At 69.8% G+C, this 24,299-nt stretch carries 18 protein-coding genes; 10 read left to right on the top strand and 8 right to left on the bottom strand.

Annotation, left to right across the window (positions count from 1 at the left end; translation table 11 throughout):
- The first annotated feature begins 214 nt into the window (after window positions 1-214).
- Window positions 215-817 carry a restriction endonuclease gene (locus tag ACWD0F_RS26495; RefSeq protein ID WP_449879836.1) on the top strand — a complete coding sequence of 201 codons (603 nt, stop codon included), beginning with the start codon at window positions 215-217 and terminating at the stop codon, window positions 815-817.
- 10 nt (window positions 818-827) lie between these two features.
- On the opposite strand, the gene ACWD0F_RS26490 is transcribed toward ACWD0F_RS26495, so the two are convergent.
- Both ACWD0F_RS26490 and ACWD0F_RS26485 read right to left on the bottom strand, forming a co-directional pair.
- Complete coding sequence (locus tag ACWD0F_RS26490; RefSeq protein ID WP_449879834.1) at window positions 828-3,842, bottom strand: AAA domain-containing protein; 3,015 nt, start codon at window positions 3,840-3,842, stop codon at window positions 828-830.
- Between the two features lie 137 nt (window positions 3,843-3,979).
- A complete protein-coding gene (locus tag ACWD0F_RS26485) occupies window positions 3,980-4,804 on the bottom strand; it encodes a hypothetical protein (RefSeq protein WP_449879832.1) in 825 nt (274 codons plus the stop codon).
- Between the two features lie 179 nt (window positions 4,805-4,983).
- Here ACWD0F_RS26485 and ACWD0F_RS26480 point away from each other — a divergent pair, with 179 nt between their 5' ends.
- The gene (locus ACWD0F_RS26480) at window positions 4,984-5,526 is read left to right on the top strand and encodes a DUF433 domain-containing protein (protein WP_449879830.1); all 543 of its coding nucleotides are present in this window, start codon (window positions 4,984-4,986) and stop codon (window positions 5,524-5,526) included.
- Window positions 5,527-5,645: 119 nt separating this feature from the next.
- Here the strand turns inward: ACWD0F_RS26480 and ACWD0F_RS26475 are convergent, their stop codons facing one another.
- Window positions 5,646-5,831, bottom strand: coding sequence for a maleylpyruvate isomerase N-terminal domain-containing protein (locus tag ACWD0F_RS26475; protein ID WP_449879828.1), 186 nt, complete (start codon window positions 5,829-5,831; stop codon window positions 5,646-5,648).
- A gap of 159 nt (window positions 5,832-5,990) precedes the next feature.
- On the opposite strand from ACWD0F_RS26475, the gene ACWD0F_RS26470 reads away from it, so the two are divergent.
- Window positions 5,991-8,141, top strand: coding sequence for a hypothetical protein (locus tag ACWD0F_RS26470; RefSeq protein ID WP_449879826.1), 2,151 nt, complete (start codon window positions 5,991-5,993; stop codon window positions 8,139-8,141).
- 227 nt (window positions 8,142-8,368) lie between these two features.
- Window positions 8,369-9,580, top strand: a complete 1,212-nt coding sequence (locus ACWD0F_RS26465; protein WP_449879824.1) for a PP2C family protein-serine/threonine phosphatase — start codon at window positions 8,369-8,371, stop codon at window positions 9,578-9,580.
- Window positions 9,581-9,600: 20 nt separating this feature from the next.
- Here the strand turns inward: ACWD0F_RS26465 and atpB are convergent, their stop codons facing one another.
- Together atpB and ACWD0F_RS26455 are read right to left on the bottom strand one after the other, a co-directional pair.
- Complete coding sequence (gene atpB, locus ACWD0F_RS26460; protein WP_449879822.1) at window positions 9,601-10,374, bottom strand: F0F1 ATP synthase subunit A; 774 nt, start codon at window positions 10,372-10,374, stop codon at window positions 9,601-9,603.
- Between the two features lie 81 nt (window positions 10,375-10,455).
- Window positions 10,456-11,784, bottom strand: a complete 1,329-nt coding sequence (locus ACWD0F_RS26455) for an MFS transporter (RefSeq protein WP_449879820.1) — start codon at window positions 11,782-11,784, stop codon at window positions 10,456-10,458.
- A 142-nt stretch (window positions 11,785-11,926) separates the two neighbouring features.
- Here ACWD0F_RS26455 and ACWD0F_RS26450 point away from each other — a divergent pair, with 142 nt between their 5' ends.
- The 4 genes from ACWD0F_RS26450 (at window position 11,927) to ACWD0F_RS26435 (ending at window position 18,078) form a co-directional block, all read left to right on the top strand.
- On the top strand, window positions 11,927-13,597 hold the full coding sequence (locus ACWD0F_RS26450) for an ABC transporter ATP-binding protein (RefSeq protein WP_449879818.1): 1,671 nt from the start codon (window positions 11,927-11,929) through the stop codon (window positions 13,595-13,597).
- Between the two features lie 113 nt (window positions 13,598-13,710).
- Entirely contained in the window at window positions 13,711-15,489 is a 1,779-nt protein-coding gene (locus ACWD0F_RS26445; RefSeq protein ID WP_449879816.1) for an ABC transporter ATP-binding protein, read from the top strand.
- A gap of 176 nt (window positions 15,490-15,665) precedes the next feature.
- Window positions 15,666-16,664, top strand: a complete 999-nt coding sequence (locus tag ACWD0F_RS26440; RefSeq protein WP_449879814.1) for a hypothetical protein — start codon at window positions 15,666-15,668, stop codon at window positions 16,662-16,664.
- Between the two features lie 262 nt (window positions 16,665-16,926).
- Entirely contained in the window at window positions 16,927-18,078 is a 1,152-nt protein-coding gene (locus tag ACWD0F_RS26435; RefSeq protein WP_449879812.1) for a GH12 family glycosyl hydrolase domain-containing protein, read from the top strand.
- 153 nt (window positions 18,079-18,231) lie between these two features.
- Here ACWD0F_RS26435 and ACWD0F_RS26430 read toward each other — a convergent pair whose 3' ends face one another.
- Both ACWD0F_RS26430 and ACWD0F_RS26425 read right to left on the bottom strand, forming a co-directional pair.
- A complete protein-coding gene (locus tag ACWD0F_RS26430; RefSeq protein WP_449879810.1) occupies window positions 18,232-20,055 on the bottom strand; it encodes an ABC transporter ATP-binding protein in 1,824 nt (607 codons plus the stop codon).
- On the bottom strand, window positions 20,055-21,977 hold the full coding sequence (locus ACWD0F_RS26425; RefSeq protein WP_449879808.1) for an ABC transporter ATP-binding protein: 1,923 nt from the start codon (window positions 21,975-21,977) through the stop codon (window positions 20,055-20,057). Before ACWD0F_RS26425 ends, ACWD0F_RS26430 begins: the two co-directional genes overlap by 1 nt.
- 220 nt (window positions 21,978-22,197) lie before the next feature.
- Between ACWD0F_RS26425 and ACWD0F_RS26420 the strand changes: the two genes are divergently transcribed.
- On the top strand, window positions 22,198-22,482 hold the full coding sequence (locus tag ACWD0F_RS26420; protein WP_449879806.1) for a hypothetical protein: 285 nt from the start codon (window positions 22,198-22,200) through the stop codon (window positions 22,480-22,482).
- Window positions 22,483-22,494: 12 nt separating this feature from the next.
- Window positions 22,495-23,790, top strand: coding sequence for an ArsB/NhaD family transporter (locus tag ACWD0F_RS26415; protein ID WP_449879804.1), 1,296 nt, complete (start codon window positions 22,495-22,497; stop codon window positions 23,788-23,790).
- Here ACWD0F_RS26415 and ACWD0F_RS26410 read toward each other — a convergent pair.
- A complete protein-coding gene (locus ACWD0F_RS26410) occupies window positions 23,783-24,232 on the bottom strand; it encodes a DUF1348 family protein (RefSeq protein WP_449879802.1) in 450 nt (149 codons plus the stop codon). The two genes, ACWD0F_RS26415 and ACWD0F_RS26410, sit on opposite strands and share 8 nt — an antisense overlap.
- Window positions 24,233-24,299 lie beyond the last annotated feature (67 nt).

The raw sequence follows: 24,299 nt of genomic DNA, 5'->3' as shown, positions 1-24,299 counted from the left end.
TCGTGTTCTCGCCGGCCGCACAGGCCGGCGGGGATCGCTTCATCCAGAACGTGCGCGTTCCCGGCTGACGCGGGCTCCGAACGCGATGGATTCTGTCGGTCTCGCTGCTCATACTCGCCATCAACACCGGTCTTCGGGAGGGGTATCGATGGCGCGGCGATCCGGGCGAGGCGGTAGGAAACGACGGAAATCGAGCGGTAACGAGGAGTTGTGGGTGCTGGGGGTCGGGGGCGTGGCGGTCGCGATCGCGTTCGCAGCCAAGTTCGTCTCGGAGCATCCTGGGCTGGCGATGGCCATCGCCTCCCTCGCGGTGGCGGCCTTCGGGGGCGGGCTGCTGCTGCGCTACCGCTTCATCCAGGCTCGGCGGCTGCAGTTTCTCGCGGCCAACGCGGAGTTGGAGAAGGTCGATGTCCTGACGGGGACGCAGTTCGAGCATCTGGTCGCCGAGCGGATGATCGTCGAAGGGTTCCGGCGGGTGAAGGAGCGGGGGCGCAGCGGGGACGGGGGCGTGGACATCACCGCTGTGGCGCCCGGCGGGACGCCGTACGCCATTCAGTGCAAGCGATACAGCAGGACGGTCGGCGCGCCGGAGGTCCGCAACTTTCTCGGGGCGCTGGCCAACACCTTCGCGGGGCATACCGGGGTGCTCGTCACGTCGGGGCGGCTCACCAGGCAGGCTCGTACGGAGGCGTTGAACGCGCGCCAGGCTCTGGTCCTCGTCGAGCGCGAGCGACTGGCGGACTGGCTGACCGGCAGGTTCACACTGCTCCCCCGGCGGGCGCCGTTGGTGGCCGAAGGGGATGAGCTGGCCAGTTGAGCAGGGGCGGTTACAACCAGCGCTGGATGAGATCTGGGGAGACCGAGGCGTCGATGTGCCACATCTTCCGGCCGTTGTCCCAGGTGTACTTCACCCCGGCGGCACGCATCTCCTGCTTGAAGGTCTCCCTGTCGTCGTAGTGGACGCGGATGTAGCGGCGACCGTCCACCACGCCGCCGGACTCCACTCCCGCACCGTCCGGCGCTCCCTGCCGCCAGGGCCGGGCTGGACGCTCCATGCGGGCGCGCTCGACGATATGGCGTACGCGCTGGCAGGCCGTCGGGTCCGTGATCCGCATCATCAGGTCAGTGGGACCGATGTTGGCCAGGAGGTTGAGCGAGCCGTGCCAGAGCACATTCTCGTCGATGATGAGGACCTTCTCGTGCATACGATCCCGGACGGCCACCCGGCACCCGGCCGCCTCCAGATCTCGCACGAGGCCCTGCCGGCGCGGGTCTTCCGACTGGTCACGGGTATGGACGGTGACCGCCACCCCGGCCTGGATGCGCGGGGCGAGCCGGGCGAGCCATATCTTCACGGGCCGCGGGTCGAGGAAGGCGCAGAAGACGTCGATGGTGCGGCGGGCCCGGTCGATGTCCCATGCGACGGCTCTGGGCACCTCGTCCGCCGGAAAGAAGGCCGGGCGGGCGAGCTCGTCGTCAGGAAGGGCCGCCAGGTCACCTGCCGTGCGGAACGGCACGAGGTCGTCGACCGACAGCGGGCGGGCATGACGTTCCAAGTGGTCAAGCATGCGGCCGGCCTCACTGGCCGGGCTCAGCTTCGTGCGCAGGAACTGGGTGTCCGCGACGACGACAAGATGGTCCTGGGCCCGGCTGAGCGCGACGTTGAGCAGGCGGCACGTGTGCGAGGCCAGGCCCGTGTGCTCGTAGAAGTAGCCGAGCTTGGCGCCGGCCCCAGCCACCGTGTCGATCACCACGAGGGGGCGCTGGCTGCCCTGGAAACGGTGGACGGTGTCGACCAGGCCCTCGTATTCCTGGCCGAAGCGGTAGTTGAGGCTGCCTCGAAGAGCTCTCACCTGATCCTTGTATGGGGCGATAACGGCCATCCGATCGGTCGGCTGCTGGTCGGCCCACTTACGGGCCTGCAGAACGTCGTCGTACTGCAGGCCGCGGATGAGCTCGTGGATGACCGCCTCATGAACCGAGTTGGCGGTGTGCGTGCCGTACGTGAGTCGGCGCGAGGTCGTGTCGACGAGGATCAGCGGGCTGTCGAGCAGCGGTGACGACGGAAGTCTGCTGACGTCGTCGCGGCCGGCGCGGAGCGGGGCGTCCGGGTAGGCGACGACGTTGACGACGTCGCAGATGGCCGGACGCATGCGGTACTGGGTGTCCAGGCACACCATCCGGGGGTCGTCGCGGCGGGCCGAGCCTGCCGCGTCCACCAGGCCCGCTGTGGCGAAGGCGTCGCGATCCATCCAGAGTTTGGCGTAGTCCCTGTCCTCGGATGTGGCCTCCCGGTCGCCGGAGCCGCGGGTCACGGCGGGGAGCTGGCGGAAGTCGCCGGCGATGATCAGACGCCGGCTCGCGAGGCCGGCGGCGCACCAGGCCGCAGGCAGGTTCACCATGCCGGCCTCGTCGATGATCACGACGTCTGTCTCGTCGAGAAGTTTGCGGGAGTGCACGGCTTTGGCGACCGTGGTGCCCATGACGCGGCAGCTCTTCCGTACCGCCTCAGTGAGTTTGTGCAGCTTCTGCTCCAGTGCGGTGAGCTGCTGCCGCATCTGCTCGACCGCCTTGCGGACCGGTCCGGGCGGCGGAATCGCGCGGACTTGGTCGCGTAGGACGGCGGATGCCCGTTCCAGCTCGCCGGTCCTGACTGCGTGCTGCTGGTGGGCGGAACGGGCGTCGCTCAGTTGATGGTCGAGTGCCGACATGGCGTTGCGGTGGTCCCAGTGGGCGCGGCTCAGGTCGTCGAGTTTGGCCTGTTTCCTCTTCGTGAAAAGGCCGGAAGGGGGGCCGATGTCCCTGATCCGCTGCTCGATCTCGGCGGTGGCCGCCCGGCGTGCCTGGAACTGTCCCTGGAGGGTCGCGATGTGCCGGCCGGCGTCGTCGCGCTGGGCGGACGCGATACGCAGCTCTTCACTGACACGTTCGGCCTCAGCGTGTACGGCGAGGATCTTCTGATCGGCTTCCAGACGGTCGCGGACGGCGGCGATCTGTACGGTCACCGTCGCCGACAGCCGCTCGGCGATCTTCGCCGGATCGATCTGGTCGCCGAACTTGGCGGCCAGCGAGGGCAACTCGATCTCGCCCGCTCGCTGGACGAGTCCTTCGCCGAAGGTCTCCTCGCCGGACAGAAGGTCGCAGATGCGTTCCAGCGCCTGGTCCACGGCGACCTTGGTGGGAGCGAGGAACAGCACCCGCAGCTTCTGCCGATAGCAGCCTTCCGCGATGGCGGCGACCACGTCGGTCTTGCCGGTACCTGGCGGGCCCCAGATGAAGGTCAGGTCGCTGCCGAGGGCTTGTTCGATCGCCTGCCGCTGTCTGGCGTTCAGGCGCCGGTCCCGGTAGTTGCTGATGAGGTGGTCTGTGGTGGTGTAGTGGGACATACGCGGTCTGCCCTGGCCCAGCAGCCAGCCTGCGGTGGTGAGGTTGACGGGGCTGTTGTCGTTTCCGTTCGCGCCTTCGAGCCGGTCCAGTACGGATTCCAGCCCAACTGTCTCGTCCTTGCGCAACTGAGCATTGCCGGGATCATGCCCCAGGTCAGCCGTGGTGCGGACTTTGACCTTGCCGTCGGGCATTCGTGTCGCCTCGGCGCGCGCCCAAGGGTCCTTCGAGCGGGACAACCGGATGACGAGCTTCTCGGAGGAGAGCGCGTTCTTCCATGATCTGCACGAGAACAGGTACTCGCGGATTTCGCCGGCGCCGCCGGTGCGGCGTCCAGCGGACAAGGCGATCTTCTCGCCGTCACCGTCGGCGCGGAGCTCGGCGGCGATCTCCAGCCGGACGGCCCGCACCAGCTCATCGATGGGGAAGGGCTTCTGCCGAGGGCCATGGCCGTCCATCGCGCTCCCTGGGGGTTAAGGAGGTCGGTGTAGCTGTGCGGCTTAGGAAACGTACCCTCGCCGACTACTCTCCGCAACATTCGGCCACCGCTGGGATTTCTGCGGACGCGAGCTCCACCTGCCGAAGGCTGAGCCCTCTAAAGGCGGCGGCTTTTGACGGCATCGTTATGGTTCCAGATCAGCGGCCAGAGTTCTGCCGGTTCACCAGCAGCAGGGTTCGTGGCGGTGAGCACCTCGCTGCGGGAGACCTTGGCGACGGACACGCGCTGGTGGTAGTCGAGGAACGTCTGCACCTCGCCGTCCGCCCGGCACAACCCCCACTTCGACCCGTCGAGCGCGGTGTACGACATGCCTCCGTAGACATGGTCCGCCATCACCGTCACGGAGACGGCCCAGCGGCGGAGCAGGGCCGGCGCGGCTTGCAAGCTGAGCAGCCCGCCGAGCTGAGCCACCTCGGCACGCCGGAGGTCCACCTCAGGCCGCCACCAGGTGCCGTCGTCCCGTTGGGTGCGCCACTCGTCGAGCGCCAGGTCGAGGCCCCAGGTATGCCAGCGGACCGTGCCGGACGGCGGGCCGGGGACGGCGCTCAGATGGGCGAGGTGGCGGGCGGTGCGGGTCGGTAGATGGGTCAGGTCGGCGGGGACCAGGACGATGGGGTCACCTGGTTCGGCGTCGAAGGGGTTGGGGTCGATGAAGCGCCGGTCGATGAGGACGACGGTGCCGGGTTGGCGTTGGTAGGACAGGCCCCAGAGCAGGCGGCTGAGCAGAAGGGCGCCGTGCGGGTCGGAGAGGATGTGCCAGGTCTCGTGGTAGTGGTTGGTGGAGAATCTGGCGCGGGTTCCGGGGCGGAGGGTGATCACCTGGTAGTCGCGGCCGTCGGCGCGGAGGTGGTGGCGGTGAAGCTTGAGGCGGTCGCCGGTCTCGCGGGTGCTGGAGGGGCGCGGGTGCTTACGCAGCGGCACGGCGCACCAAGATTCTCATGGAGCTCATGAAAGCGTGCCGCGCACGCCCTTCTCAACGGGATTTCCGGCAGATGGGGAGAGCGTCACTTCTCCTTGCGGACGTATCACCATGTGAATCGTGGGGAAGTTTGCGATGATGATTTCGAGGGCCGTGCCACGATCGGAAGGCGGGGGAGGCGATGTCCTACAGTCCGAAGCTCGCGGCGGCGTTGTCGGGCGCCACCCTTCGCCAGCTCGCGCACTGGCGTCAGGCCAGCGCGGGTCGTGGGGCTGTGCTCGTTCCGGAAGTCTCCGGGACCCGTCCGATCCTGTACTCGTTCCGTGATCTTGTCGCGCTCAGGGCCTGCGTGAAGCTGCGCAACGATGCCTCGCTGCAGAAGATCCGGCGAGCGCTGGACACGCTCCGTGACGATCTGCGGGAGCACGAGCACTTGTCCGCCTATCGGCTGGTGGCCGATGGCTCGATCATCCCCGACCTCCTGCGGCCCCGTGAGCATGTCACGGTCGATCCGGCGGTCAGAGGTGGCATCCCGGTGATCGAAGGCACCAGAGTGCCGTACGACGAGGTCGCGGCGCTGCTGCGCGACGGGGTCCCGGCCGAGCGGATCGCCGACTACTTTCCCAGTGTGACGGCCTCCGCGGCGCTGGACGCCATGGACTTCGCCGACTACGTCGACAGCTATGAACCCCCCAGGGAGCCGCGTGAGGCTGCTGCTGGATGAGAACGTCCCGAAGCCGCTCCATCGGGTTCTCACCACTTCCGTCCACGGGTGTTGCATGCAGAGCCCCCGAGAGGTCGCTATGCCACCGAAGTTCTGGCCGTCGATCTTTTAGGCATGGGTCAGGGTTGGAGGCGGTGGGTGAGGAGAGCGGTGCCTGGGCCGGACAGGTGCTGGAGAACCTCGTGTACGGACCAGCCGGGGCATAAGGACGCCTTCGTCCAGTCGCCGTCGTCCAGTTTGTCCAGGAAGTCGGCCAGTCTGAGTCGTTCGGCCGTCGTGGCGGTGTAGATGTCGTCATCGTTCACAGCCCGCTCCGTGTGGATGTGTACGTGGCGCCCTGGCCAGGTGCCTTCGCCATGGTGGCCGGTGACGGGCTTCGGCATTTCTGTCGGGCAGCCCCGTTAGGGTTGGCGTTCTGTTCCAGCGCCCCCCACATTGTTCCTGCACCCCCCAAGGAACCGCCAGTGCTCCGCCATGCCCTCGGTCCGATCGTCGTCGCCGTCTTCGCGGCTCTGCTCGTCGTCTCCGGCGGCGTCGCCGTGGTGACCGGCGACGTCTGGCTCCTCAGGCTGCTCGTGCATCGCGTGCTCGGCGACCGCCCGGTCCGCTTTGATGTGGACTGGCTCCTGATGCTGCTCGCCATGGGACTGCTGCAGGTCTGGGCGCTGTGGCAGATTCTGGCCGGGCGGCGGGCCGCCGGGAAGCCGGACCGGGACGGCCGGCTGCTGCGGATCGCGCTGTACGTCTGGCTGCTGGCCGAGCTCGCCGACCGCCTCTGGTGGGCGGACATCCCGGAGGAGATCGCCCAGCTCGCGGCCGTGGTGCTGTTCTACCGGACGATGCGCGGGGGCTCGCGGAAGTTGCGGCTGGTGGCGCTGGTGGCCGGGCTGTACTCCTCCTTACGGGTGCTCGCCGCGCTGCTGCTCCACCTCGCCGGGATGGAGGCCGAGGTGTTGTCGCGGCCCTGGCTGGGCAGCCTGCCGTGGCTGGTCTGGATGGTGCTGACCCTGGTGGCGCAGGCCAGGGACGGGCGGTGGGGGCGGACCACGTTGTGGACGGGCGGGTTGGTGGCCGCCCGGCCGTTGCTGATGCCGTCCCTACTGCCGCCTTTCGCCGGCACCTACCTCTGGTACGCGAGCGTCGGGCTGGTCGCCGACGTACTGCTGCTGGTGTGGCTCGGCCGGTCCGCGCGCGAGGTCGGGAACCCGCCGTCCGTCCCCCGTCCGGCCACGCCTGAGGAACGGCCGCCGATGCGGTGGCGGGCTCTGCAGGTCGTGGCCGTGGTGCTGCCGCTGGTGCCCGTCGTGGTCAACGTCGCGAACGGCGTGTTCCTGTGGGTGGGGCCGCGTGGGGCGATCGCGTCCTGGTTCTTCTGGCACGGATCGTTCCTGATGCAGGTCTGGTTGCCGCTCGACGTTCTGGTCGGGATCGGCGGGGGTGCGGCGCTGGTGCTGGTCGCGGTGATGCGGCGGACGCGGGCGCTGGTGTTCAGGACGATCTGGGCGCTGCTGCTCGCGGCCGTGGTGGGAGTGGTGAGCGCGACGACCGCGAGCTCGGGCCGGGCGCTCGACTATGGTGACGCCGGTTTCTCTTTGCGGATATTTCCGGATTGGATGCTCGACTCGCCGCGCGGCACCTCGCCGTTGTGGCACAGCATCGCGTTCTCGGTGTCCGCCCTGCTCCTGTTCCTCCTGTACGCCGGCAGGCCGCCGGTCCGGCGCAGGCCGTACCTGGTGGTGGTGGCGAGCACGGCCACGGTCGCGGCGCTGCTCGCGCTCCCGGTGTCCGATCATGCGCCGGGCCGGATCACCACAGCGAGCGAGTGCGAGAGGGGTGAGCGCAGCGGGGCGGAGACGTTCATCTGCACGGTGCGCCGCAGCACCCGGCTGTGGACCATCCGGGACATGCCCGACCAGCGGCTGGTGGCGTACGGACGGCGGCTCTGCGACGTCTACACCCGCGACGACCCGCAGGAGGCCACCGGCTTCCGTGAGCGGCACGGCATCGATCCGCGAGAGGAGGGCGCTCTCCTGGTCGGCATCTGCCCCAAGGTGGACGCCTACCTCAGTGCGGCGGCCGAGGAGGAAGAGCGGGAGTTACTCGCTATGGAGGCGGAGGAGCAGGCCATATGCGACAAGGCGCCCCGCCACCGGCCTCTGATCAAGCCGGTGCGAGCGATCAGGGAGAAGCGACCCATCTGGCCGGAGATTCCCCTGGAGGCCTACGGGGAGGAATGGCCTGACGACGAGCTGTGGGAGCGGGTGGGAGACAACGACCTGGTGGTCTCGGCGCCCGGTCACCTCATGATCATGCTGAACAGCGCCTTACAAGCGTGTGTCACCACCGAGTCCTACGACCGTCGCCCGCCGGTGGAGACCAAGGGCTGGCAGCGTGTCGTCGAGGCCGGCTACGAGAGTACGGACGGCAGCGTCGTCTTCGCCGAGCATCTGTCCGGCATCGTGCTCCCGGACCTCGCCTCCCGTGGCAAGGGGCACTATCGCGTCCGGGTGCACCACGCCTGGCTGCCGTGGAAGGGCGAGAAGCAGGCGGGGCAGCGACTGCTGATCATGGCCTATCCGGGGCGCGGCGACGACGTGGTCGTCCACCACGAGTGATCAGCGCATGGGCGGTGCGGCGGCCACGGGACCGGGACGGGGAGTGCCGGCGGAGCGCGGCCGATGGGAGCGGGCGCGTCTCGGCCGATCGCGGATCGACGCAACCGCGCACCAGGGACTCTGGTCGCCGGGCAAATGTGTACGGCGTGGTCTGTAGCGCGACGTTGTGGTGCGACATGGGTAGGAGGCAGGCGAGAGAGGATCCCACGCGACGGAGAGGCCGGCCGATGTTGTCCAAGGGCGAGCAGATGCTCAGTGGCCTGCTGCGCGCGAACCACCTGATCTCGATGGACGACCTGCCCAGAGTGGTCGCCGAGAACGCGGCCCGCGCCGGCTTCGAGCAGACTGTGATCTACGTGACCGACGTGCAGCAGCAGGTGCTGATACCGCTGCCGGGGCAGTGGGGCTCCGCCGGGGAGGAGCTGGAGCAGTTCCGGATCGACACGACGCTCGCGGGACGCGCCTTCCGCACCCTGGACATCGTGCGGGGGCGGTCGTCGGAGGGTGACGAGGGCGAGTCCCGGCGGTTGTACGTGGTCCTGCTCGACGGCACCGAGCGGGTCGGCGTGCTGGGGGTGACCGTGCCCGACGAGGAGGACAGCGTCGAGCTGGTCAAGGCGCTGGCCTCACTGATCGCGGTGCTCGTGATCAGCAAGCGGCCGCACAGCGACTCCTACGCGCGGCTGGTCCGCACCCGGCCCATGACGTTGTCGGCCGAGGTGCTGATAACGCTGCTGCCGCCGGGCACGTTCGCCAACGACGACGTGGTGGTGAGCGCCGCCCTGGAGCCCGCGTACGAGGTGGGCGGCGACGCCTACGACTACGCCGTCGACGGCGGCACGCTGCACGTGTCGATCTTCGACGCCATGGGCCACGACACCTCGGCCGGGCTGACCGCCACCGTCGCCGTGGGAGCCAGCCGCAACAGCCGGCGCCAGGGGGCGGACCTGCCCGCGACGGGCGAGGCCATCGACGCGGCCATCGCCGAGCAGTTCACCGGGCGCTTCGCCACCGGCATCCTGGCCGACCTGGACCTGCGCAGCGGCTGGCTGAGCTGGGTCAACCGGGGGCATCATCCGCCGCTCGTGCTGCGTGACGGACGGCTCGTGGCCACCTTGGCCAGCGAGCCCGACCCGCCGATGGGCTTCCGGCTCAAGCCGCTGACCGGGCTGCTCCGTTATCAGTTGCAGCCGGGCGACCGGGTGTTGTTCTACACCGACGGGATCATCGAGGCGCAGAGCCCGGACGGGGAGATGTTCGGGTTGGAGCGCTTCGTCAACTTCATCATCAAACGCGAGTCCGACGGCCTGACGGCGCCCGAGACGTTGCGGCGGCTGGTCCAGGCCATTCTGGAGCACCAGTGCGACCGCCTCCAGGACGACGCGACCGTGCTTCTCGTGGAGTGGCGCAGTCGCCGGCAGGAGCAGCTCGTCCTGTGAGGCCGTGAGACTGTACGACGTCAGTGGCCGGGGCGCAGCGACTGGTCGATGTACATCGCGGCGAGCATGGTGAACAGGTACGCCTGCAGGAACTGGATGAAGATCTCGAACCCGGTCATCAGGATCGTCATGACCACCCCGAGGATCCCCACGCCGAACCCCGGCACCGTCGGCTGCGCGATCATGAACCAGTAGCCGACGGCGCTGAAGAAGGCCAGGAGCAGGTGGCCGGCGAACATGTTCGCGAAGAGCCGGACCGCGTGGGTGAAGGGCGCGGTGACGAAGATGTAGACGAGTTCGAGCGGGGCGTACAGCGTGATGGCGAGGGCCCTGGGCAGCCCCGCCGGGAACAACGTGCGGCGGAAGAAGCCGGCGAAGCCGTGGTGCTTGAAGCCCAGGTAGAGCTTGAGCACGTAGACCACGGCCGCCAGCACCCACGGGAACGCGACGTACGCGGTGACGGGGAGTTGCAGCACGGGGATGACCCCCATGAAGTTCCACGCCAGGATGACGACGAACAGGCTGAACAGCAGCGGCATCCAGCGGTCGGCGTCCTTGCCCAGGAACGGCTTGGCGATCTGGTCGCGGACGAAGACGTAGGCGTACTCGACGACGTTCTGCAGGCCGCGCGGCACCAGCTTGGGCCGGGCGAAGGCGCGCCACACCACGGCGCACACCACGAGCGCGCCGGCGACGGCGAGGATCACCGGCTTGGTCAGCCACTCCGGTGCGCCGCTCCACAGCGGAGGGAGGTCGAATAACTCTGTTCCGGGAGCTTTGAACTCAGGCGCCATACGGCGTGCCTCCTATGACCGGATTATCAGAAAATCAGAGTACGTGGCCGGCTCATAGGGTCGTTTTGCGCCTGAGGTGGGTCACTTGGCGATCTGCTGCTCCTCGTACTCGATGGCGTAGTCGTGTTGCGAGCGGTCTTTCAGTGCGATCGCGGCCGCGATGCTGATCAGGCCGCAGACGGCCATGTAGACGGCGATGGCGAACGAGCTGTTGTAGGTGGCGAGCAACCAGACCGCGATCAGCGGCGCGGGCCCGCCCGCCGTCACCGAGGCGAGCTGGTAGCCGAGCGAGGCGCCGCTGTAGCGCAGCCGCCCGGTGAAGCTCTCGGCGATGAACGTGGCCTGCGGGCCGTACTGGATGTCGTGGATGGGCGCGGACAACACGATGGCCAGGAACACCAGCGCGGGGACGCGGGTGTCGAGCAGCGGCCAGTAGATGAACGACCAGACGACCATGAGCGCGGAGCCTGCGATGTACAGGCGTCTTCGGCCCACCAGGTCGGAGATGTAGCCCCAGAACGGCACGGTGAACAGGGAGACGATGCCGGCCGTGATGACATAGGGGTAGATGTCGGACGCGGTGAAGCCGAGGGTCCGGGTGGCGTAGGTCAGGATGAAGACGGTGAAGATGTAGAACGGAGCCTGCTGCCCGGTGCGCAACAACGCGCTGAGCACGATCTCCCGCCAGTTCCTGACGATGACCTCGCGTACGGGCACGCGCTCGACCTTCTTGTCCCGCAACAACTTCGTGAAGACGGGGGTCTCCAGGATGCCGAGCCTGATCCACAACCCGATCCCCGCCATCACGATGCTGAGCAGGAACGGGATCCGCCAGCCCCAGTAGGGGTCCACCGGCTGGAACACCTGCAGCGCCAGGTAGCCGAGCACGAGCCCGACCGGCACGCCGAACTGCGGCCAGCTCCCGAGGAACCCGCGCCGGCCGCCGCGCGACTTGCCCCATTCGGTGGCGAGCAGCACGGAGCCGCCCCATTCGCCGCCGACGCTGATGCCCTGCAGCAGGCGCAGCAGGGTCAGCAGGATGCCGCCCCAGATGCCGATCTCCGCGTACGTGGGCACCACGCCGACCAGCGCCGTGGCGACGCCCATGGTCAGCAGGGTGATGATGAGGGTGGCCTTGCGGCCGATGCGGTCGCCGTAGTGGCCGAAGATCGCCGCGCCGATGGGGCGGGCGGCGAAACCGCCGAAGTAGGTGCCGAGGGCGAGCAGGAGGCCCGTCGTCGGATCAGTCGTGGGGAAGAACAACTTCGCGAAGATGGTGCTGGCGGCGAAGCCGTAGAGGAAGAAGTCGTACCACTCGATCGAGGTGCCGACGGCTGAGGCGATCACCGCCCGGACCAGGTGCCGTCTGTTGAGCTGATCTGCGGGGTCGAGTCGCTGCTTGTCGGCCATCTACCGCTCCTCCGGTGGGCCACGCGCGTCCACCGTGACGGTACATCAAGGATCATCGACGGTCACCAGGCCAAGCCCTGGCGCCGGTGCTCAGCCTGGTGCAGATGGGGACCCTTGACGCATTGTTACTAGAATGCCCGGCATGTCTGTTTCTCCGCACTGGCGGGGCGGAGGGGCGTACCTGCGGTGGCTGGTACGCAGCCAGGCGCGCCGGATCGCCGGGGGCGCGGTGCTGGGCAGCGCCTGGATGGTGTGCCTGACGTTGCCGCCGTACGTGTTGTCGCGGGCCATCGACGACGGGCTCGTCCCCGGTGACTGGCCGGCGCTCGCCGGGTGGGCGGCGGCGCTGTTCGGCGTCGGGGTGCTGGACGCGTGGCTGGGCATCATGCGGCATCGCACGATGAGCAAGGTGCGCATGGACGCCGCCTTCCGCTCCGTGCGGGCCGTGGTCGCGCACGCCACCCGGCTGGGCGCGGAGCTGCCGCGCAAGGTCACGGCCGGCGAGGTGGTCACCATCGGGTTCACGGACGTCGCCGTCATCGCCCAGACGCTGACCGTCACCGGTCCTGGCGTCGGCGCCGTGCTCGCCTACGTCGTCGTCGCCGGGCTGCTGCTGACCGTCTCCCCGCTGCTCGCCGTGGTGGTGCTGGCCGGCGTGCCGCTGCTGGTGGCGTCGGTCGGGCCGCTGCTGGGGCGGCTGGGGAAGGTGGAGACGACGTACCGCGCGCAGCAGGGCGCCCTCGCCGCCCGCTTCGGGGACATCGCCGGCGGGCTGCGCGTGCTGCACGGCGTCGGCGGCAAGGAGGTGTACGCCGAGCGCTACCGGCGCGGCTCCCAGGAGTTACAGGCGGAGGGCTACCGGGTCGGAGCGGTGACGAGCTGGATCCAGGCGCTCGGCGTGGGCCTGCCCACGCTCTTCCTCGGGGCCGTGACCTGGCTCGCGGCCCGGATGGCCGCGCAGGGGGACATCACGACCGGCGAGCTGGTGGCCGTCTACGGCTACGCCGCCGTGCTCGTGGTGCCCGTCTCGTCCCTCATCGAGGGCGGGTACGACCTCAGCCGCGGCCGGCTGGCCGCCCGCCGGGTCGTCCGCTTCCTGAACCTGCGGCCCACGGCCGACGGCGGCACCCGGACCCCGCCCGCGCCCGCCGTGCTGTGTGATCCGGAGTCCGGGGTCGAGATCGTGCCCGGCAGGCTGACCGTGCTGGTCAGCGCCCGTCCGGCGGAGTCCGCCGCGGTGGTGGAGCGCCTCGGCCGGTTCGCGGCGTCCGCCGCCATCTGGGGCGGGATCCGCCTCGACGAGATCGACCTGACACGGGTCCGGGAGCGGGTCCTGGTCGCGGAGAACGACGCGGAGTTGTTCGCCGGGACGTTGCGCGAGGTGCTGTCCGGCAGATGGGACCCCTCCGGGGCGGCCATCGGGCGGGCGCTCGACGCGGCCGTGGCCCGCGACATCGTACGCGGACTGCCGGACGGGCTCGACTCGGCCATCGACGCGCAGGGCCGCAACCTGTCGGGCGGCCAGCGGCAGCGGATCCGCCTGGCGCGGGCGCTGCTGGCCGATCCGGAAGTGCTGCTGGCCGTCGAACCCACCTCGGCGGTGGACGCGCACACCGAGGCGGCCATCGCCGGGCGGCTGCGGGCGGCGCGCGCCGGACGTACCACGGTCGTCACCAGCAGCTCGCCGCTCGTGCTGGACCAGGCGGACACCGTCTGCTACCTGGTCGACGGCGCCGTCGCGGCCACCGGAACCCACCGCGAGCTCCTGGCCGGCCAGCCCGGCTACCGCCGCCTGATCTCCCGCGCCGCATGACCGCCCTGCCCTGTGAGACGCCCCGCATGACCGTCGGTTTGGTGAGGCGCGCCGCATGACCGTCCGTTTGGTGAGGTACGCCGCATGACCGTTCGTTGGGTGAGGCACGTCGCATGACCGTTCGTCCCGCATTGCCCGTTGCCGGGGGCGCTCAGGTGCGGCGGGCCGCGCTGCGGCTGATCCGGCGCGACGGCCGGGCCTTCGCCGCCATGATCGGGCTGAACGCGCTGGCCGCCGTCGCGGGGCTGGCCGGGCCCTGGCTGCTCGGGCAGATCATCGACGAGGTCAAGGGCGGCGGCGGGGTGAGCGCCGTGGACCGGCTGGCGCTCGGCATCCTCGCCTGCGCGCTGGCCCAGCTCCTCCTCGCGCGCTTCGCCGGCCTGGTGGGGCACCGGTTCGGGGAGCGGACGCTGGCGCGCGTGCGGGAGGAGTTCGCCGAACGGGCGCTGAGCGTGCCCGCCTCGGTGATCGAACGGGCCGGCACGGGCGACCTGACCGCGCGCGGCACCGCGGACGTCGCGGCGGTCGGCGCCACCCTGCGCGACGCCGGGCCCGAGATGCTGATCGCCGGGGTGCAGGCGGTGTTCATCCTGGTGGCGGTGTTCGTGCTCGATCCGCTGCTCGGCGCGTGCGGGCTGGCCGGGCTGGCCGGGATCTGGTTCGCCGTGCGCTGGTATCTGCGGCGGGCGCTGCCCGCCTACCTCGCCGAGGGGGCGGCCAACTCCGCGCTCGCCGAGCAGCTCGCGGCCACGGCGGCCGGTGCCCGCACGATCGAGGCTTTGGGGCTCCAGGAGCGGCGGATCACGACGGCCGACGAGGCGGTCGAGACGTCCCGGCGTACCCGGCTGCGGACGCTGTTCCTGCGGACCGTGCTCTTTCCCGCCATAGACGTCTCGTACGTCGTGCCCGTGGTCGGCGTGCTGCTGATCGGCGGGGTGCTGCACGATCGCGGGATGATGAGCCTCGGCGCGGTGATCACCACGGCGCTGTACCTGCGGCAGCTCTCCCAGCCGCTGGACGTGCTCCTGCAGCGGGTCGAGCAGGTGCAGAGCAGTTGGGCGTCGTTCGCCCGCGTCGAAGGGCTCGCGGCGGTGCGGCCGGCTCCCCCGGCCGCCGATGCCGTGCCGGACGGTGATCGCATCGAGGTGACGAACGCGCGGTACGCCTACGACGGCGGGGACGACGTGCTGCACGGGGTCGACCTGGTGGTGCGGCCCGGTGAGCGGCTGGCGATCGTCGGGGCGTCCGGGGCCGGGAAGACGACGCTGGGCCGGCTGCTGGCCGGGATCGATCGGCCGCGTACCGGGTCGGTGACGGTGGGCCGCGTCCCGGTCGCCGACCTCGCGCACCGGCAGCGGCGGATCGTGCTCGTCAGCCAGGAGCAGCACGTGTTCCTCGGCACGATCAGGGACAACCTGCTCATCGCGGCACCGTCGGCCGGGGACGCCGAGCTGCTGGCCGCGCTCGCCGCCGTCGGGGCCGGCGAGTGGGCCGCCGAGTTGCCGGACGGGCTGGACACCGAGGTGGGGGGCGCTGGGGCGTACCGGGTCGATGGGGCGCAGGCCCAGCGCCTGGCCCTGGCCCGGGTGGTGCTGGCCGATCCGCACACCCTGGTGCTGGACGAGGCGACGGCGCTGCTGGATCCGCGGACCGCGCGCGACACGGAGCGGGCGCTGGCCGCCGTGCTCGAAGGCCGGACGGTGATCGCCATCGCGCATCGGCTGCAGACGGCTCGCGACGCGGACCGGGTGGCCGTCATGGCGGACGGGCGGGTGGCCGAGGTCGGCGGTCATGAGGAGCTGGTGGCGGCCGGAGGGACGTACGCCGCGCTCTGGCGGTCCTGGCACGGAACCCAGGACCAACCCGCTCATCGTCACTCCAGTCCTGGCTGAACCCGGTCGTCATTGCTCCGAGGCCGGCTGAACCGGTCGAACCAACCCCTCGTCATCACTCCGGACCCGGCTGAACCCAGTCGGACCAACCCGCTCGTTATCGCTCCGGGCCGGGGCTGAACCCGGGGTGCGAGCGACCGCGTACACCCGGGCAATCGACTTCCCGGAGACCCGCCATGACCGTCCGCCCCTTATACCTCGTGCTCGTCGCACTCGCCCTGCCCGCCACCGCCTGCTCCACCGGCGCCCAGACACCGGCCTCGTTCGGCCGCCAGGTGTCGGCGACGCCGTCCGCGACGCGCGGCGTCGTGTCGGTGGCGGAGGCCAAGAACATCCTGGCCGAGTGGGACAAGGCGGGTAAGGCGGCCGAGCGTGCGGGTGGCAAGGACTGGACGGCCTCGGAAGCGGAGCTGTCCGGGGAGATCAGCACGGCGCAGAGCAAAGTGATCACGATGCTCGGCGAGCCCCTCGACGCCTACGAGAAGCCCGTCGTCAAGCCCAAGTTCGCCATACCGGGGAAGGTCGCCGGGGCGCCGTGGTTCATGGCCGAGTTCGCCCGCAAGGGCAGGTCCGGCTACACCCAGGCGATCTTCAAGAAGACGCCCGCCGGGTGGCGGGTGGTCGCCATGTCCGCCAACTCGGCCAAGGCCCGGCCGCCTGCCATCGCCCGCGACAAGAACGGCCTGGCCACCGCCGTGGCGCCGGACGACCGCCAAGGTCTCATCGCCTCCCCACGGCAGATCGCCCAGGGGCACGCGCGACTGCAGAGTACCTTCGGAGCGGACCGGCGCGCCGCGAAGATCTTCAACTCCGGCGCCATAGCCAGGACGAACGCCGCCGGCCGGCGCGCCGACCGCGACACGGTGCGGCCCGCCTGGACCATGACCGTCCGCACGCAGGCGGCGCCGGAGATCTACGCGCTCAGGACCGCCGCGGGCGGAGCGCTCGTCTGGTACGGGATCAGGGAGCAGCAGACCTTGCTCGCCCGCTCCGGCAACGACATCCGGCTGAACTTCACCACCCGCGCGACCGCCGCGCTGAGCCACGGCGAACGTTTCACCCGCAAGGCCGTGCACAAGAGCATCGCGCTCTACTTCGCCGTCGTGCCACGGTCACCGGCGCTGGTCCGGGTCCCCGGCGAGTGGTTCACCAGCATCAGCATCACCGGGTCGTAAACGGCACTCTCCGGTCGACGACGCCTCCCCGCCCCCAACATCCGCATCCGCCCGCCGTACCCGCGCCCTCCGCATCCGGTGGCAGGCGCTCCCGTACGTACGGGCTGAAAGTTTCACCGGCGGCCCAGCCACGACAGTCGCCATACGCTGGCCCTTCACCCGATCGGCGGGCACATCCTTCCGGCAGGCCCTTGTCATTAGTTTGGCTATACGCCAAACAATAGAGAGCCTCTGTGCCGCCACGCCTAAGGAGTGTTGCGCGATGTCGCCCGTCAGGACAGCACGTACGGCCTTGGCAGCCATCGCCGCCGTCGTCATGGCCGCCGCGATCCTCACCACGCCCAGCGCCCAGGCCGCCGTCGGCTGCCAAGTGACCTACACCGTCCCGAACCAGTGGGCGGGCGGCTTCAGCGGCACCGTCGTCATCAAGAACCTCGGCGATGCGATCAACGGATGGACCCTGCGCTGGTCGTTCGCGGCCGGGCAGCAGATCACCTCCGGCTGGCGGGGCACGTTCACGCAGAGCGGCAGCGCGGTGACCGTGACCGACGCCGGCTGGAACGCCTCACTCGGCACGAACGCCACCACCGACCTCGGCTTCAACGCCACCTGGAACAACTCCGCCAACCCCGCCCCCACCTCCTTCTCCCTGAACGGCGTGACCTGCACCGGCAGCACCACGCCCGGCCCCTCCCCCAGCCCGACCCCCACGACCACCCCGCCGCCCGGCCAGCTCTGCAACGCCTACGACTCCGCCACCATGGGCAAGTACTGGATCAACAACAACCTGTGGGGCGAGAGCTCCGGCACCGGCTCGCAGTGCATCTGGGCGGGCTCGACCAGCGGCAACACCATCTCCTGGGGCACAAGCTGGAACTGGTCAGGACAGAGCAACCAGGTCAAGTCGTACGCGAGCTCGGTGCTCGGCTGGCACTGGGGCTGGAAGCTCTCCAACTCCGGGCTGCCCGTCCAGGTGTCCGCCAACCGGAACGTGAACACGAGCTGGAACTACAACGTCACACTCCAGGGCGCCAACACCATGAACGTCGCCTACGACCTGTGGCTGCACACCATCGCCAACCCCACCTGGGAGAACAACCCGACGGACGAGGTCATGATCTGGACCTACCGGTCAGGCGGCGCCGGGCCCGTGGGCACCCGCCAGGCCACGGTCACCATCGGCGGCACGACGTGGGACCTCTACCGGGGGAACATCGGCTGGGAGGTCTACTCCTTCGTCCGGACGGGCAACACGAGCAGCGTGAATCTCAACCTGCGGGACTTCCTGAACGACCTGGTCTCGCGGGGCTGGCTGGCCAACTCGAAGTATCTGACCAGCGTCCAGGCCGGCACCGAGGTCTTCATCGGCACCGGCCGGCTCGACACCACGTCGTACTCGACGAACGTGAGCTGACCCATCCGCCCACCGTGCGGGGCACCACCACCCCGCACGTGAGAAGCCCGTACGCGCGGCCGGACGCCGTCCGCCCCGCGCACATGAGGAGCTCGTTCGCGCGCGGGACGACCCGCCCGGCCCGCGCGCGAACGTCAACCGGCGCCCCGTCCCTCAGCCGGCGCTCACCGCGACGAAACCCGAGCCCGCCCGGTAGTTGGGCGACTGGTGCCGGAAGTAGGTGTTGTAGACCTCGCAGTAGCGCCCCTCACGAGCCAGCAACGTGGCGTGATCTCCTTCCTCCACGATCCGCCCGTGATCCAGCACGATGATGCGATCGACATGCTCGATCGTCGACAACCGGTGCGCGATGACGATCGAGGTCCGCCCCGCCAGCACCAGATCCAGCCCCTCCTGGATCTGTGCCTCCGTCAGCGGGTCGACACTGGCCGTGGCCTCGTCGAGCACCACGATCGCCGGATCCTGGATGAGCAGCCGGGCCAGCGCGACCAACTGCCGCTGCCCCATGGACAGGGCCCGCCCGTGCTCGCCCACATCCGTGCGCAACCCGCCCGGCAGCGCCTCGATCCAGTCGCCACCGCCGACCGCCGCCGCCGCGGCGAGCACTTCCTCGTCGCTCGCGTCCGGTCGCGGATAGCGGATGTTGTCGGCGACCGTGCCGCTGAACAGGAACGGCGCCTGCGGCACCGCGCCGATCTGACGGCGGTAGCCGCCCAGCTCCAAAGTGCGGACGTCATGGTCGTCGATCAGCAGCCGCCCCTCCTGGAACTCGTAGAAGCGGGTGATCAGCTTGCTGAGCGTCGACTTGCCCGCGCCGGTGTGGCCGACGAGGGCCACGGACTCGCCGGCCTCGATGACCAGGCCGAAGTCGCGGAGCACGGGGTGCGCGGGATCGTACCCGAACGTGACCTTGTCGAATTCGATCCGCCCGCGCAGCCTGCCCACCGGCTGCGCGTCGCTCTGCACCACCCGCGGCTCGGCGTCGATCAGCGCGAAGACCCGCTCGGCGGCCGACAGGCCCTGCTGGAACTGCGACCAGAACGCGGCGATCGAGGTCAGCGGGAACCAGAAGAGCGAGACGCCCTGCAGGAACAGGTACCAGTCGCCGGCGGAGATCCCGCCGTCCAGCACCCTCGTGCCGCCGACCTGCACCAGCGCGACCGTGGCCAGCCCGGCCACCAGGAACAACACCGGGAAGATGCCGGAGAAGACGAAGCCCTGCCGGAGCGTCACCTGGTAGCTCTGCCGGTTGATGGGCCGGAACTCCTCGTAGACCTGCCGCTCCTGCCGGAAGTTCTTGGCCACGGCGATGCCGCCCATGGTCTCCTGCAGGTTGGCGTTGACCCGGCTCAGCGAGCGCTGCGCCCGGCGGGTGCCGGCCCTGGCCAGCCGCCGGAACAACAGCGCCAGGCCGACCACGATCGGCACCACCAGCAGCGTCAGCAGCGTCAGCTCGACGCTGCGCAGGAACAGCACGCCCGTGACGAAGCCGACCATCAGCACCTGGCTGATCAGGTCCATCGTCAGCGTGGAGACCGTGGCGAAGTCGTCGGTGTCGGACGTGACCCGGCTGACGATCTTGCCGGACGGCGTCTCGTCGTAGAAGGACAGGTCCCGTTCGAGTACGGCGTCGAAGGCGTCCTCGCGCAGGCGCAGCACCACGTCGCCGGTGACCCGGGCGCTGTATTTCTGCCGGAGGTAGTTGAACACCCACGAGAAGACGCCGGTGACCAGGATCGCGGTCACGAGCAGCCAGCCCACGTCGCCGATGGTGCCGTCCGCGATCGCGTCGACGGCCAGGCTGCCGAGCGTCGGAACGGCCGCCTGGCTGGCGGACAGCAGCACGATCATGGTCGCGACCAGGACCATGGAGCCCAGCTTCGGCCGGAAGTAGGACAGGATCCGGCGCAGCAGCTCACGGTCGTTGTAGGTGCGGTCGTAGTCCTCGGCGTCGAGGCCGTCCATGATGAAGCCCATCAGCGCGCCCCTCCCTGCTCGCTCGCCAGAACGGGCCCGTCGTCCCGCACCTCGTCCGCCCCCTCGGAGGACCCCTCGCCGAGCCCGTCGTCGCGCACCCCGTCCGGCCCTTCAACGGGCCCGTCGTCGCGCACCTCGTCGCCCAGCTCGACCTCGTCGTAGTGGGAGAACACCCGCCGGTAGAGCCGGCTGCGCGCGATCAGCTCGTCATGCGTGCCGAAGTCGACGACCTGGCCGCGCCGCAGCAGCAGCACCTTGTCCGCCCAGCGGATCTGGGAGAGCCGATGGGTGATCAGCAACGTGGTGCGCCCGTCGAGGATGCGGCCGATCGCCTGCTGGATCTTGTCCTCGGTCGCGGAGTCGATCGCGCTGGTGGAGTCGTCGAGGACGAGGATCGCCGGATCGGTCAGCAGCGCCCGCGCGATGGCCAGGCGCTGCCGCTGCCCGCCGGACAGCGTGACGCCGCGCTCGCCGATCACGGTGTCGTAGCCGTCTTCGAGCTCGGCGATGAACTCGGCGGCCTGAGCGTCCGCCGCCGCCCGCTCGACGGCCGCGCGGTCGGCCCGCTGGCCCAGGCTGAAGGCGATGTTCTCGGCCACGGGGCGGGAGAACAACACAATGTCCTGCTCGATCGTGGAGATCTGCGACCGCAGCGAGTCGAGGTCCCACTCGCGCACGTCCACGCCGTCGACCAGGATCCGCCCGGACGTCACGTCGTAGATGCGCGGCACCAGCTTGGTCACGGTGCTCTTGCCGGACCCGGTCTCCCCGACGATCGCCACCGTCTCACCGGGCCGCACGGTGAAGGTCACCCCGCGCAGCACCGGATCGCCGTCCGCCTGGTAGCCGAAGGTCACGTCCTCGAAGACGATCTCCCCGCTGATCGGCGCCTTGTGCCCGTCGGCCGGCTGGTCGATCTCGCTCTCGGAGGTGATGATCTCCAGGATCCGGCGCGAGGACACGATCCCGATCTGGATCAGCGAGAACGTGAAGATCGACATCTGCGTCGGGAACCCGAGCATGCCCATGAGCCCCATGAACGCCACCATCTCCCCGATGGTGATCGCCCCGGCGCCCTGCAGGTAGAGGCCATGCCACAACGCCCCCGCCATCGCGAACGCGAACAGCAGGGTGGGCAGATAGCGGGCCTGGACGAGGCCGTTGCGCACGAACGAGTCGCGATAGCGCCGCGCGTCGGCCCGGAAGCGCCGCCGCTCCTGCGCCTCCTGCGCGGTCACCTTGATCACTTCGATGCCGCGCACGGCCTGGTTGAGCCCGGCGTTGAGCTCCCCGAACTCCTCCCGCATCCGCGTCGCCACCGGGTTGAGCTGCCGCATGTAACCCCACAGCGCGGCCACGAAGACGACCGCGAACACCCCGGGCACCAGCAGCAGCCGCGGGTCGATGGCCGCGATGAAGAACAGCGGCACCAACCCGGTGAGCCCGGAGTCCACGATCAGGTCGGTGCCGGGCGAGATCATGATGGAGAGTTGCCGGATGTCGTTGGCGGCCCGCGCCATCAGGTCGCCGACCCGCTGCCGGTTGTGGAACGTCTGGCTCTTGCCCAGCAGGCTCACGTAGAGCTCGTCCCGGGCGTCGCGCTCCAGCCGCTTGGCCAGCACCTCGCTCGACAACCGGGCGACGAGGTCGAACAGGCCGCGCGCGGTCACGATCGCGAGCAGCGCCAGCGCGATCGACCCGACCGCGTCCAGCGGCTCGCCCCGCACGCCGAGCACGGCGTCGAAGGCGTCACCGGTGAACTGGGGGACCATGGCGTTGAGCACCACCATGACCAGCGACCCGCCGAGGAAGCCGAGCAGGTGCAGCGGATGACGGCGCACATGGGACCAGAGCCAGCGCACCGGACCACGCCGGTTGTAACGCCGGCCGGAGACGGAGAACTCCGAACTGCTGGTGGACACAGGGACCGCCCCCGACTGCGGCTAGAGAACTTCGAACCTGCTTTCTATCACCGGGCACCGACAGTTCCCATCGAATTTCACCCACCGCGCAGCCGTGGGTGTTCTTCGGGCCGGTGGTGTCGCACGTTACTGCGGGCGCACCGCGCTGATCTGCGGATTTCCGCGCGCCGATGGGGTTATCTTGGTGCCGGGCCGCCCACCTGCCAGTGGAGAGGCGACCATGACCGAGCACGTCACCGAGGAATTCGTGCGGGAGACCGCCGCGCTGCTGCCGGAGGAGTTCGGGCTGGCCGAGGTCGTGGCGCTGGTCGAGGGGCGGTTGCGGGGCCGCGTCGAAGCCGTGCTCCCGGTGGCGGCGGGCCTGATCCGCTACCTGGAGGTACGCGGGCAGATCGTCCTGTGCACGCCCCCCGACTACCTGCCGGGCCACGGCGTGGAGCAGAGCTACGGGGATCCGCGCTGGATCCGGGTCCCCGGCCAGGGCGGCTGGATCGCCTCTGGTTGATACGTTGAAGGCGTGACGGTCACTGCGTGGCTGGCCGTGGCCGTGTTCCTGGGCGCGTACACGCTGATCGCCACCGAGAAGGTGCACCGGGTGGCGGCGGCGCTCGGCGGGGCCGGGATCATGTTGCTGATCCACGCCTCCGACGCGGGTGCGGCCTTCTTCGACTCGGGCTCCGGCGTCGACTGGAACGTCATCTTCCTGCTGCTCGGCATGATGGTCGTCGTCGGCGTGCTGAAACAGACCGGGCTCTTCGAGTTCCTGGCCATCTGGGCGGCCAAGCGGGCCAGGGGGCGGCCGTACCGGCTCATGGTGCTGCTGATCCTGATCACGGCGGGCGTGTCCGCGCTGCTGGACAACGTGACCACGGTGTTGCTGATCGCGCCGGTGACGTTCCTGGTGTGCGAGCGGCTGGCGCTGCCCGTGGCGCCGTTCCTGATCGCCGAGGCGATGGCGTCCAACATCGGCGGGACGGCCACCCTGATCGGCGACCCCCCGAACATCATCATCGCCAGCCGTGGCGGGCTGACCTTCAACGACTTCCTCGTGCATCTGGCGCCGCTGATCGTCGTGCTAGTGGCCGTGTTCGCCGGGTTGTGCCGCTGGTTGTTCAGGAAGTCGTTCACCTACGATCCCGGCCGGGCGGCCGAGGTCATGGCGATGGACGAGCGTGCGGCGATCATCGACCACCGGCTGCTCCGGCAGTCGTTGTTCGTGCTGGCCGTGGTGATGGCGGCGTTCGTGCTGCATCCCGTGCTGGGCTACGAGCCCTCGGTCGTGGCGCTGCTCGGTGCCGGGGTGCTGGTGGCGGTCACCAAGGTGACGACCGAAGAGGCCATCCGCGAGGTCGAGTGGCCGACGCTGGTGTTCTTCGCGGGGCTGTTCGTGATGGTCGGGGCGCTGGTGGAGACCGGGGTCATCCGGCAATTATCCGAGGCGGCGGCGCGGGCCACCCAGGGGCAACTGGCGCTGACCACGATGGTGCTGCTCTGGGCCTCGGCCGGGTTGTCGGCCGTCGTGGACAACATCCCGTACGTCGCCACCATGAGCCCCCTCGTCGCCGACCTCGTCCAGGCGGGCGGCGGCAACGACTCCGCCCAGGTGTTGTGGTGGGCGCTGGCCCTCGGCGCCGACCTGGGCGGGAACGCCACGGCCGTCGGGGCGGCGGCCAACGTCGTCGTCATCGGCATCGCCGCCCGCAACGGCACCCCCATCAGCTTCTGGCAGTTCACCAGGTACGGACTGGTCGTCACGCTGGTGACCGTGGCGGTGTCGACGCCGTACCTGTGGCTGCGCTATCTGATCACCTGAGCGGCAGCGTCTCGTCGCCGTCGCCGCGCGGCCCGAAGATGCGGCGCTCGTCCGCCGAGATGCGCACGTCGTTGATGCTCGCCTCCCTGCGCCGCATCAGTCCCGACTCGTCGAACTCCCACTGCTCGTTGCCGTAGCTGCGCCACCACTGCCCCGAGGGGTCGCGGCACTCGTACTGGAAACGCACCGCGATCCGGTCGCCCAGGACCGCCCACAAGTCCTTGCGCAGCGCGTAGTCCAGCTCCCGGGCCCACTTGCGGCGCAGGAACTCCCTGATCTCGTCGCGGCCGGTCAGGAACTCGGCGCGGTTGCGCCAGACCGAGTCCTCCGTGTACGCGAGCGCGACGCGATCGGGGTCGCACGAGTTCCAGGCGTCCTCGGCGGCCTGGACCTTGACGCGGGCGCTTTCTTCGGTGAACGGGGGTACGGGCGGGCGGGTCATGGGGCCTCCTCGGCGGACGGAGAACGTACGTTCTCCAGATAGCCTAGAGAACGTACGTTCTCCCCAG

It is taken from the genome of Nonomuraea sp. NPDC002799 (genome assembly GCF_053592075.1).
The sequence above is the reverse complement of the archived record's forward strand: the minus strand, read 5'-3'. Positions and strand labels throughout refer to the sequence as shown.

Excerpts from the sequence above, each read along its gene's own strand:
- ACWD0F_RS26490 (WP_449879834.1), bottom strand. The coding sequence starts at position 3,842 with ATGGACGGCCATGGCCCTCGGCAGAAGCCCTTCCCCATCGATGAGCTG.
- ACWD0F_RS26480 (WP_449879830.1), top strand. The coding sequence starts at position 4,984 with ATGTCCTACAGTCCGAAGCTCGCGGCGGCGTTGTCGGGCGCCACCCTT.
- ACWD0F_RS26465 (WP_449879824.1), top strand. The coding sequence starts at position 8,369 with ATGTTGTCCAAGGGCGAGCAGATGCTCAGTGGCCTGCTGCGCGCGAAC.
- atpB (WP_449879822.1), bottom strand. The coding sequence starts at position 10,374 with ATGGCGCCTGAGTTCAAAGCTCCCGGAACAGAGTTATTCGACCTCCCT.
- ACWD0F_RS26455 (WP_449879820.1), bottom strand. The coding sequence starts at position 11,784 with ATGGCCGACAAGCAGCGACTCGACCCCGCAGATCAGCTCAACAGACGG.
- ACWD0F_RS26450 (WP_449879818.1), top strand. The coding sequence starts at position 11,927 with ATGTCTGTTTCTCCGCACTGGCGGGGCGGAGGGGCGTACCTGCGGTGG.
- ACWD0F_RS26445 (WP_449879816.1), top strand. The coding sequence starts at position 13,711 with ATGACCGTTCGTCCCGCATTGCCCGTTGCCGGGGGCGCTCAGGTGCGG.
- ACWD0F_RS26440 (WP_449879814.1), top strand. The coding sequence starts at position 15,666 with ATGACCGTCCGCCCCTTATACCTCGTGCTCGTCGCACTCGCCCTGCCC.
- ACWD0F_RS26435 (WP_449879812.1), top strand. The coding sequence starts at position 16,927 with ATGTCGCCCGTCAGGACAGCACGTACGGCCTTGGCAGCCATCGCCGCC.
- ACWD0F_RS26430 (WP_449879810.1), bottom strand. The coding sequence starts at position 20,055 with ATGGGCTTCATCATGGACGGCCTCGACGCCGAGGACTACGACCGCACC.
- ACWD0F_RS26420 (WP_449879806.1), top strand. The coding sequence starts at position 22,198 with ATGACCGAGCACGTCACCGAGGAATTCGTGCGGGAGACCGCCGCGCTG.
- ACWD0F_RS26410 (WP_449879802.1), bottom strand. The coding sequence starts at position 24,232 with ATGACCCGCCCGCCCGTACCCCCGTTCACCGAAGAAAGCGCCCGCGTC.